This window comes from Pseudomonas sp. CC120222-01a (assembly GCF_003097235.1).
Classification (GTDB): domain Bacteria; phylum Pseudomonadota; class Gammaproteobacteria; order Pseudomonadales; family Pseudomonadaceae; genus Aquipseudomonas.
In genome coordinates this window covers 1-9,170 of the sequence record NZ_QEQQ01000049.1, presented here as the reverse complement: position 1 = coordinate 9,170, position 9,170 = coordinate 1, and the positions used below count along the sequence as shown (strand labels likewise).

At 62.4% G+C, this 9,170-nt stretch carries 7 protein-coding genes and 1 pseudogene; 3 read left to right on the top strand and 5 right to left on the bottom strand.

What is annotated here, in order from left to right; genetic code table 11:
- Positions 1–107 precede the first annotated feature (107 nt).
- Together N430_RS29040 and N430_RS29035 are read right to left on the bottom strand one after the other, a co-directional pair.
- On the bottom strand, positions 108–818 hold the full coding sequence (locus tag N430_RS29040) for a PolC-type DNA polymerase III (RefSeq protein ID WP_110640007.1): 711 nt from the start codon (positions 816–818) through the stop codon (positions 108–110).
- Positions 815–2,752 carry a putative nucleotidyltransferase substrate binding domain-containing protein gene (locus N430_RS29035; protein ID WP_110640006.1) on the bottom strand — a complete coding sequence of 646 codons (1,938 nt, stop codon included), beginning with the start codon at positions 2,750–2,752 and terminating at the stop codon, positions 815–817. Before N430_RS29035 ends, N430_RS29040 begins: the two co-directional genes overlap by 4 nt.
- A 213-nt stretch (positions 2,753–2,965) precedes the next feature.
- On the opposite strand from N430_RS29035, the gene N430_RS29030 reads away from it, so the two are divergent.
- Positions 2,966–3,415, top strand: a complete 450-nt coding sequence (locus tag N430_RS29030) for a response regulator (protein WP_110640005.1) — start codon at positions 2,966–2,968, stop codon at positions 3,413–3,415.
- Positions 3,416–3,458: 43 nt separating this feature from the next.
- Here the strand turns inward: N430_RS29030 and N430_RS29025 are convergent, their stop codons facing one another.
- Positions 3,459–5,636 carry a malate synthase G gene (locus N430_RS29025; protein ID WP_110640004.1) on the bottom strand — a complete coding sequence of 726 codons (2,178 nt, stop codon included), beginning with the start codon at positions 5,634–5,636 and terminating at the stop codon, positions 3,459–3,461.
- A gap of 451 nt (positions 5,637–6,087) precedes the next feature.
- On the opposite strand from N430_RS29025, the gene N430_RS29020 reads away from it, so the two are divergent.
- The gene (locus N430_RS29020; protein ID WP_110640003.1) at positions 6,088–6,606 is read left to right on the top strand and encodes a glycine cleavage system protein R; all 519 of its coding nucleotides are present in this window, start codon (positions 6,088–6,090) and stop codon (positions 6,604–6,606) included.
- Positions 6,607–6,822: 216 nt separating this feature from the next.
- Here the strand turns inward: N430_RS29020 and rarD are convergent, their stop codons facing one another.
- Together rarD and N430_RS29010 are read right to left on the bottom strand one after the other, a co-directional pair.
- A complete protein-coding gene (gene rarD / locus N430_RS29015; protein WP_110640002.1) occupies positions 6,823–7,710 on the bottom strand; it encodes an EamA family transporter RarD in 888 nt (295 codons plus the stop codon).
- A gap of 64 nt (positions 7,711–7,774) precedes the next feature.
- Positions 7,775–8,749 (bottom strand): serine/threonine protein kinase, encoded by a 975-nt coding sequence (locus N430_RS29010; protein WP_110640001.1) that lies wholly within the window; start codon positions 8,747–8,749, stop codon positions 7,775–7,777.
- A 299-nt stretch (positions 8,750–9,048) separates the two neighbouring features.
- Between N430_RS29010 and N430_RS29005 the strand changes: the two are divergent.
- Positions 9,049–9,170: pseudogene (locus N430_RS29005) on the top strand (IS110 family transposase); the annotation flags it as partial.

The following is a 9,170-nucleotide window of genomic DNA, read 5'->3' as shown; positions in this document are numbered from 1 at the left end:
TCCCACGGTCTGTACTGCGCGAACAGTCAGAAGCGAGTTATGACCCTCCTCCTCCCTTCAAGTCCTACCATACAAGCGGGTTTACCCGCGAAGAGGCCGATGTAAGTCTAAAGGCCGTGATTGTGCGCTTTGCGCCGCCGCCAGCCGGCCAATCGCTGCTCCAGTTGCAACGGGCTGTCGAGCTGCTGACGCCGGGCCTGGCTGAACAGAATCAGCGCCAGCTCCGCTGTCACCTGCGCATCGGCGCTGGCATGGTGACGCTCATCCACCTGCAGGCCGAAGCGTGCCACCCAGTCATCCAGCCCGGCCTCGCGCAACACGGTGTCGGGATTGAGCATCGGCGCCAGTTCCGCCACGTCGAGGAAGGGCAACTGCAAGCGATGGCCCAGGCTTTCTTTCAAGGCACGCGCAAGCATGCGCTGGTCGAACGGCGCATGGAACGCCAGCACCGGGCTGTCGCCGATGAATTCGAGCAAGTCGAGCAAGGCCTCGGCCGGGTCGCAGCCAGCCGCCAGGGCACTTGGCCCGAGGCCGTGGATCAGCACACTGGCGTTGGTTTTCTGTTCAGGGCGGTGCAGGGTGCGTTCGAACTGCTGAGCGAAATCAATGGCGCCGTCCTCGATGGCCACCGCGCCGATCGACAGCACCTGGTCGCGGTTCGGGTTCAGGCCGCTGGTTTCCAGGTCGAGCACCACCCAGCGCTGCTCGCGCAACGAGCACACACCCAGCGGCCTGGCCTTGGGCAGCCGTGCCAGGCGCTGGCGCAAGGCATCCTCCAGCAGCGGGGCAGCGGGGCGCAGCCAGGCGAACAGGCTCATAACTGATACCGCAGGGCCAGGCTGCTCTGCAGGCGCTGCGCCTGGCGCAGCGATTCACGCAGGATGCGCCGGTCCAGATGGTTGAGGCTGTCCGGATCGAGGCGGTTGGAGTACGGCAGGTTGTCGCGGGTCTGGCGCTGGTGCTGTTGCATGCGGGTTTGCTGGATGAAGTGGTAGGCCTCTTCGTAAGCGGCGCCGTCGAGCGCTTCGATGACCCCTTTGTCGACCAGCTGGCGCAGGCGCTCCAAGGTGTTGCAGGCAGCAATGCCATTGGCCAGGGCCAGCAGGCGAGCGCCATCGACGAACGGCGTCAGGCCCTGGACCTTGAGGTCGAGGGTGGCGGCCTTGTCGTTGCCCTGGCGGGTCAGCACGAACTCGCGCAGGCGGCCCACCGGAGGGCGCTGGCGCAGGGCGTTGTCGGCCAGCATGCGCTGGAAGATGCGGTTGTCCGCCACCTGCTCCAGCAGCTGCCGGCGCAGTTGTTCACAGCCCTGTTCATCGCCCCAGACCACGCGCAGGTCGAAGTAGATGCTCGAACCCAGCAGGTTCTCCGGGCTGGCCTCGCGCACGAAGCCGGCAAAGCGCCGCGCCCACTGTGCACGTGACAGGCACAGCTCGGGGTTGCCAGCCATGACGTTACCCTTGCACAGGGTGAAACCGCACTGGGCCAGGCACTGGTTGATGTACTGCGCCAAGGGCAGCAGGCGCGCGCGTATGGCCTCGGCTTCGGCGTCGTCGGTGGCGTCGAAGAGGATGCCGTTGTCCTGGTCGGTGTGCAGAGTCTGCTCGCGGCGCCCTTCACTGCCGAAGCACAGCCAGCTGAACGGCACGCCGGGGTCGCCCCGTTCGGCAATGGCCAGCTCGATCACCCGGCACACCGTGTGGTCGTTGAGCAGGGTGATGATCTGGGTGATCTGCGTCGAGGAGGCGCCGTGTGCGAGCATGCGTTCGACCAGCTGGCCGATCTCGCCACGCAGTTGCACCAGCGAATCGAGGCGTGGCGCGTGGCGGATGGTACGCGCCAGATGCACCAGGTCGACCCGCTGCAGGGAAAACAGGTCACGTTCGGACACCACGCCACAGAGGCGCTGGTTGTCCACCAGGCAAACGTGGGCGATATGCCGCTCGGTCATCGCCATGGCCGCATCGAAGGCGCTGGCCTGGGGGCTGAGGTAGAACGGCCTGGCAGTCATGTGCTGTTCGATCGGCGCACCGAGGTCGGCATCGGCGGCGGCCACCACCTGGCGCAGATCGCGCAGGGTGAAGATGCCCACCGGATAGCGCTGCGGATCGACCACGACGATGCTGCCGACCTGTTGTTCATGCATCAGCCGCACCGCTTCGCGCAGCGGTGTATCCGGCGCACAGACCACCGGGTGACGCATGGCCAGTTCGCCCAGCGGGGTATTCAGCGAGTACTGGGTGCCGAGGGTTTCCACTGCGCGCTGGCGCACCTGCTGGTTGACCTGGTCGAGCAGGCTGCTGACGCCACGCAGTGCAAAATCTCGAAACACTTCCGACATCGAGAACACGCGGATGAACGCGGCCTTGTTCAGCTGCAGGCAGAAGGTGTCTTCGCCGGCCAGATGTTCGGTGCGGGTCGCCCGCTCGCCGAGCAGTGCCGCCAGCGGGAAGCATTCGCCGCCGGTGATCTCGAAGGTGGTTTCCACCCCAGGCTTGACCAGGTGCTGGCGCTCGCCGACGACCCGGCCCTGCTTGACGATGTAGAAGTGCTCGACTGGCCCGTCCGTGGGTTTGATGATGCTTTCGCCGCTGGCATAGAAGCGCAGCTGGCATTGTTCCACCAGGAAGGCCAGGTGGCTCTGCTCCATCTGGTTGAACGGCGGGAAACGCTGCAGGAACTGCAAGGTGCCCTGGATGTTCTGCAGTACTGCCGTTCTTCCCGCCTGACTGTAGGCGTCCTTTTTGCTCATGACACTGACCGTATCGCTACGCCGAACTATATATATCTATATATAGGAGCGGCCTTGTTGTTCTCGGTCCCCATGGTCGGCTGGCAGCGGGGTGGTGCCCATTGGACGTAAGTCTAGTGAGCCGCTGCTGTCAAAGACCCGACGAAAGGCGAGCCGGGTTACCGGGCTTTTGCGGTCCTAACCACTGAGCGGGATTTTTTTGACGAGATGACCATGGCTGAGCATGACGACATCCTGAGTGACGCCGAACGCAAGGCTTTGGCTGGAGTGAGTGCGCCGGTTGCGGCTGCGCAGAAACCAGTTGTATTGATTGTTGATGACAACCCGGTTAACCGCCAAGCCCTGAGCTTGTATCTGAAAAGCCATGGTATTGAATGCATGCAGGCAGATGGCGTCAAGGAGGCGGAATTCAAGTTGCATTACGAGCCGAGAATCGCGCTGATCATTACTGACTTACGCATGAAACCTAGGGATGGGCGGGTACTGATCAATAAAGTTCGTGCTTCCGAGAAAGCAGCGTTGTCGATCATCGTGGTGTCGGGCGACACCGATGTGAAGGAGGCGGTGGATGTGATGCACCTGGGGGTGGTGGATTTTCTGCTGAAGCCGGTGGACCTGGGGAAACTGCTGGGGTTGGTGAAGAAAGAACTGAAGATCGAGTGACACAGGATCGGGGCCGCAAAGCGGCCCCTTTCACTGATGTTGCTTACAACCCGTTACGCGCCTTGAACTCGCGACGGCGACGGTGCAGCACTGGCTCGGTGTAGCCGTTCGGCTGCTTGGCACCTTCGACCACCAGTTCGATCGCCGCCTGGAACGCGACGTTGTCGTCGAAGTTCGGCGCCATCGGGCGGTACTGGGCGTCACCGGCGTTCTGCTTGTCGACCACTGCAGCCATGCGCTTGAGGCTTTCCAGCACTTGCTCCTGGCTGACAACGCCATGGCGCAGCCAGTTGGCCAGCAGCTGGGCCGAGATGCGCAGGGTGGCGCGGTCTTCCATCAGGCCGACATCGTTGATGTCCGGTACCTTCGAGCAACCCACGCCCTGGTCGATCCAGCGCACGACATAGCCGAGGATGCCCTGGGCGTTGTTGTCCAGCTCGTTGCGGATCTCTTCGGCCGACCAGTTGGTATCGGCCGCCAGCGGGATGGTCAGGATGTCATCGACCGACGCCGGGGTGCGCGACGCCAGCTCGCGCTGACGCGCCTGCACATCGACCTTGTGGTAGTGCAGGGCGTGCAGGGTGGCGGCAGTCGGCGACGGTACCCAGGCGGTGTTGGCGCCGGCCAGCGGGTGAGCGATCTTCTGCTCGAGCATGGCGGCCATCAGGTCAGGCATGGCCCACATGCCCTTGCCGATCTGCGCACGGCCTTGCAGGCCGGTGGCCAGGCCCACGTCGACGTTGTTGTTCTCGTAGGCACCGATCCACTTCTCGTTCTTCATGGCGCCCTTGCGCACCACGGCGCCGGCTTCCATCGAGGTGTGGATTTCGTCACCGGTGCGGTCGAGGAAGCCGGTGTTGATGAACACCACGCGCTCGGCGGCCGCCTTGATGCAGGACTTCAGGTTGACCGTGGTACGGCGCTCCTCGTCCATGATGCCGACCTTGACGGTGTTGCGCTTCATGCCCAGCAGGTCTTCGACACGGCTGAAGATCTCGGCGGCGAAGGCGACTTCTTCCGGGCCGTGCATCTTCGGCTTGACGATGTACACGCTGCCGCTGCGGGTGTTCTTGCGGCTGGTGTTGCCGTTGAGGTTGTGCAGGGCAATCAGGTTGGTGAACAGGCCGTCCTGGATGCCTTCGGGGATTTCGTTGCCCTGGGCATCGAGAATCGCCGGGTTGGTCATCAGGTGACCGACGTTGCGCACGAACAGCAGCGAACGGCCGTGCAGGGTTACGCTGCCGCCATTGGGCGCGGCGTATTCGCGGTCCGGGTTCATGGTGCGGGTGAAGGTCTTGCCACCCTTGCTCACGCTTTCGGCCAGGTCACCTTTCATCAGGCCCAGCCAGTTGCGGTAGACGATGACCTTGTCATCGGCATCGACGGCGGCAACCGAGTCTTCGCAGTCCATGATGGTGGTCAGGGCCGACTCCATCAGGATGTCTTTGACGCCGGCGGCATCGGTGCTGCCGACCGGGGTGCTGGCGTCGACCTGGATCTCGAAGTGCAGGCCGTTGTGCTTGAGCAGCACGGCAGTCGGTGCCTTGGCGTCGCCATGGAAGCCGATCAGCTGGGCGTCATCACGCAGGCCGCTGTTGCTGCCGCCTTTCAGGGCGACGACCAGCTTGCCGCCTTCGATGCGGTAGCCGGTGGAGTCGACGTGGGAGCCTGCGGCCAGAGGCGCGGCTTCATCGAGGAAGGCGCGGGCGAAGGCGATGACCTTGTCGCCACGCAGCTTGTTGTAACCCTGGCCTTTCTCGGCGCCGCCTTCATCGCTGATGGCGTCGGTGCCGTACAGGGCGTCGTACAGCGAACCCCAACGGGCGTTGGCGGCGTTCAGGGCGAAACGGGCGTTCATCACCGGAACGACCAGCTGTGGGCCGGCCATGTGGGCGATTTCTTCGTCCACGTTCTGGGTGGTGGCCTGGAAATCGTCGGCTTGTGGCAGCAGGTAGCCGATTTCCTGGAGGAATGCTTTGTAGGCTACGGCGTCGTGTGCCTGGCCTTTGCGTGCCTGGTGCCAGGCGTCGATCTTGGCTTGCAGCTCGTCGCGCTTGGCGAGCAGGGCTTTGTTCTTTGGAGCGAGGTCTTTAATGATCTCTGCCGCCCCTGCCCAGAACTTCTCGGCTTCGATGCCGGTTCCAGGAATCGCTTCGTTGTTGACGAAGTCGTACAGGGCCTTGGCGACCTGAAGGCCACCGACTTGAACGTATCCAGTCATTGCTTGCCTCACCTCTGCTCAGCTATTTCGCTCTTCTGTATTAAGCCTGTAGCGCTTCTCTAAACACGTACCAGTGCTTGCCATCGGACTAGACCCGAAGGCGGCTGGGTGCAGCCGGCCAGACAGGCTGGCAGACAGTGTGCGTATTTTCACAGGCGCCTTGGCAGACATCCAAACGACGTTTTGTAGTCCGCGCCACGGGATACTACATGAAGCAGTAGGCGAGGCAAAATCAGACTAAAAGCGCCGTTATGCGACCGGTTGGTCGCGTATGGTCACGCTGGGAGAACGTATGTTCGCAAAAAACCAGTGGATTGTTCCAGATAAATCTTGAAACAGTACACGATTGCTTGCGCGGATTGCCCTGCGGCAGGTTGCCGCGCCTTGCCTATACTGAGTCGATCCCCCGTATTTTCGCCGCCTTGGGCGGCCCGACGCAGAGGAAGGGCCTGTGGATCATCTTGTATTGACCGTGATTGCCCCGGACAAGGCCGGCCAGGTCGAGCGCATTGCCCAGTGCATCGCCGATCATAACGGCAACTGGCTGGAGAGCCGCATGTCGCGGATGGCCGGGCAGTTTGCCGGGATCTTGCGGGTGGCGGTGCCGGCAGAAAACTACGACGAGCTGGTGAAGTCGCTGCAGGCGCTGGGGCAATACGATATTCGCGTGCTCATCGCCGAAAGTGGCATCGAGCCGTCATGTACCTGGAAGCCCATCGCCATGGAGCTTGTGGGCAATGACCGCCCGGGCATCGTGCGCGATATCACCCGCCTGCTGGCGGATCAGGGGGTGAACCTTGAGCGCTTTACCACCGAAGTGCGGCCGGCGCCGATGAGTAGTGAGCCGCTGTTTCATGCCGATGCGCTGCTGGCGCTGCCATTGACCTTGTCGCTGGATGACCTGCAACAGAAGCTGGAGAGCCTGGCGGATGACTTGATGGTGGAGTTGAAATTGCGACCGGAGGAGTGAGCGGGTTATCCCGATTTCACGGGGACGGCCCTGTGGATAACCTGGGGGCGCACCTCGCTAGCCCAGGAACGGCAAGCCTTCCCGAGGTTTGAGCAAAAAACGTACAGAAATCAGTCGCTTGTGCACAAAGCACGGGGACGAGGGTGTGGATAACCTTTGGAGATGTTGCTGCAGGCCACGAAATACGTGGCCTGCGCAGTTTTGATCGTTTTTTGATCAGGCGCGCTTGCGCAGATTCAGCCAGGCATCGACGCTGTAGAGCGCCAGGCCCGCCCAGATACAGATGAAGGCCACCAGGCTGCTCGAAGACAAATGCTCATCGAAGAGCAGCACTGCCTGCAGCAGCACCAGTGTCGGCGCCAGGTATTGCAGGAAGCCCAGGGTGGTATAGGGCAAGTGTCGGGCGGCGGCGTTGAAGCAGACCAACGGCACCAGCGTCACCGGCCCTGCTGCCATCAGCCACAGTGCTTCGCTGCTGGTATAGAACGCACCCTGGGCACTGACCGCCGCAGGGTTCAGCAGCAACCAGCCTAACGCCAGTGGCACCAGCATCCAGGTTTCCACCACCAGCCCCGGCAGCGCCGCCACTGGGGCTTTTTTGCGGATCAACCCATAGAAGCCGAAGGTCAATGCCAGCATCAGCGACACCCACGGCAGGCTGCCTACCTGCCACACCTGTTGCGCCACGCCCACCGCAGCCATGCCTACCGCCAGCCATTGCAGGCGGCGCAGCCGTTCTCCGAGCAGGAGCATGCCCAGCAGCACATTGACCAGTGGGTTGATGTAGTAGCCGAGGCTGGCTTCGAGCATGCGACCGCTGTTCACCGACCACACGTAGGTCAGCCAGTTGGCAGCGATCAGCGTCCCGCTCAGGGCCAGAATCGCCAGGCGGCGGGGGTTGTCGCGCAGCTCGCGCCACCAGCCTGGGTGTTTCCACACCAGCAGCAGCAGGGAGCCGAACAACGCGGACCAAAGCACCCGGTGGACGATGATCTCCACCGCCGGGACGCTCTGGATGGCTTTGAAATACAGGGGGAACAAACCCCAGATGATGTAGGCCGACAGGCCAAGAATGTACCCGCGACGCGGGTTTGCGGCGTGCATGCAGAATCCTTGCTTAGGTAGCTAAATACAGCGACGCCTATTGTAGACAGACCCTTGCGGCTATCTAGAACAATTTCAATGGTTGTTCGTCCAGCGCCGCCGTCTGCTCACGCAGGGCGAGGATTTGGTCACCCCAGTAACGCGGTTGGCCAAACCAGGGGAAGCTGCGCGGGAACGCCGGATCATCCCAACGCCGTGCCAGCCAGGCGCTGTGGTGTAGTTGGCGCAGGGCGCGCAGGGGCTCGATCAGTGGCAGTTCGCGTGGGTCGAAATCGTGGAACTCGTTGTAGCCGTCGATCAGTTCGGCCAATTGGCCGAGGCGCTCTTCGCGGCTGCCAGCCAGCATCATCCATAGGTCCTGCACGGCCGGGCCCATGCGGCAGTCGTCCAGGTCGACGACGTGATAGACGTCGTCGCGATGCATCAGGTTGCCAGGGTGCAGGTCGCCGTGCAGGCGCATCACCTGATGCGGGGTACGAGCGTAGATATCCTCGACCCGCTTGAGCAGTTCGCGGGCTACGGACTCGAACGCAGGCAGCAACTCACGCGGGACGAAATCGCCCTCCAGCAGTGTTTGCAGCGAAGCGTGGCCGAAGTTGTCCACAGCCAATGTTTCGCGATGTTCGAACGGGCGGGTTGCGGCAACCGCGTGCAAACGGCCGAGCAACTGGCCGAGGCGGTAGAGCTGGTCGAGGTTGCCGGGCTCCGGCGCATGGCCACCTCGGCGCGGGAACAGGGTGAAGCGGAAGCCTTTGTGCTCGAACAAAGTCTGGCCGCCGTGTTGCATCGGCGCGACCACGGGCACTTCGCAGTCGGCGAGTTCGGCTGTGAACTGGTGCTCTTCGAGAATCGCCGCATCGCTCCAGCGGCCCGGGCGGTAGAACTTGGCGATCAACGGTTGCGAATCTTCGATACCCACCTGATAGACGCGGTTCTCGTAGCTGTTCAGCGCCAGGACCCGGGCATCGCTGAGAAAGCCCAGGCTTTCCACAGCGTCCAGGACCAGGTCGGGGGTGAGGGTGTCGAAGGGGTGGGACATGGGGGCTCCGGGGGTGGGCGGCGTGCGGGTATGGTATCGCATTCCAGTGCGAACCCTTATTACGCCAGTACCGGCCCTTTCGCGGGTAAACCCGCTTGTATGGTAGGACTTGAAGGGAGGAGGAGGGTCATAACTCGCTTCTGACTGTTCGCGCAGTACAGACCGTGGGAGAAATCACCCCTCCTCCTTTCAGCACCCAAGCGCCGATAAGGAATGCCTCGCGAGCAAGCGACAATAGAAGCAAGCCTGCGCCAGGGTGTGCCCTTCAAGTCACACTACGCTACAAGGAGCAGCTATTCATGGCAACGTCCGCAACCCCAATCGAAGCTGGCGTGGACACCGCCAAAGATGAATTGGTGATTCAAGCCGCTCCGAATACCAAACCCTTCATCATCCCTAACACCTCGAAAGCAATCAAAGC

What these genes read in the sequence shown, in the direction of transcription:
- N430_RS29035 (WP_110640006.1), bottom strand. Translation starts at nt 2,752, where the DNA reads ATGAGCAAAAAGGACGCCTACAGTCAGGCGGGAAGAACGGCAGTACTG.
- N430_RS29040 (WP_110640007.1), bottom strand. Translation starts at nt 818, where the DNA reads ATGAGCCTGTTCGCCTGGCTGCGCCCCGCTGCCCCGCTGCTGGAGGAT.
- rarD (WP_110640002.1), bottom strand. Translation starts at nt 7,710, where the DNA reads ATGCACGCCGCAAACCCGCGTCGCGGGTACATTCTTGGCCTGTCGGCC.
- N430_RS29025 (WP_110640004.1), bottom strand. Translation starts at nt 5,636, where the DNA reads ATGACTGGATACGTTCAAGTCGGTGGCCTTCAGGTCGCCAAGGCCCTG.
- N430_RS29030 (WP_110640005.1), top strand. Translation starts at nt 2,966, where the DNA reads ATGGCTGAGCATGACGACATCCTGAGTGACGCCGAACGCAAGGCTTTG.
- N430_RS29010 (WP_110640001.1), bottom strand. Translation starts at nt 8,749, where the DNA reads ATGTCCCACCCCTTCGACACCCTCACCCCCGACCTGGTCCTGGACGCT.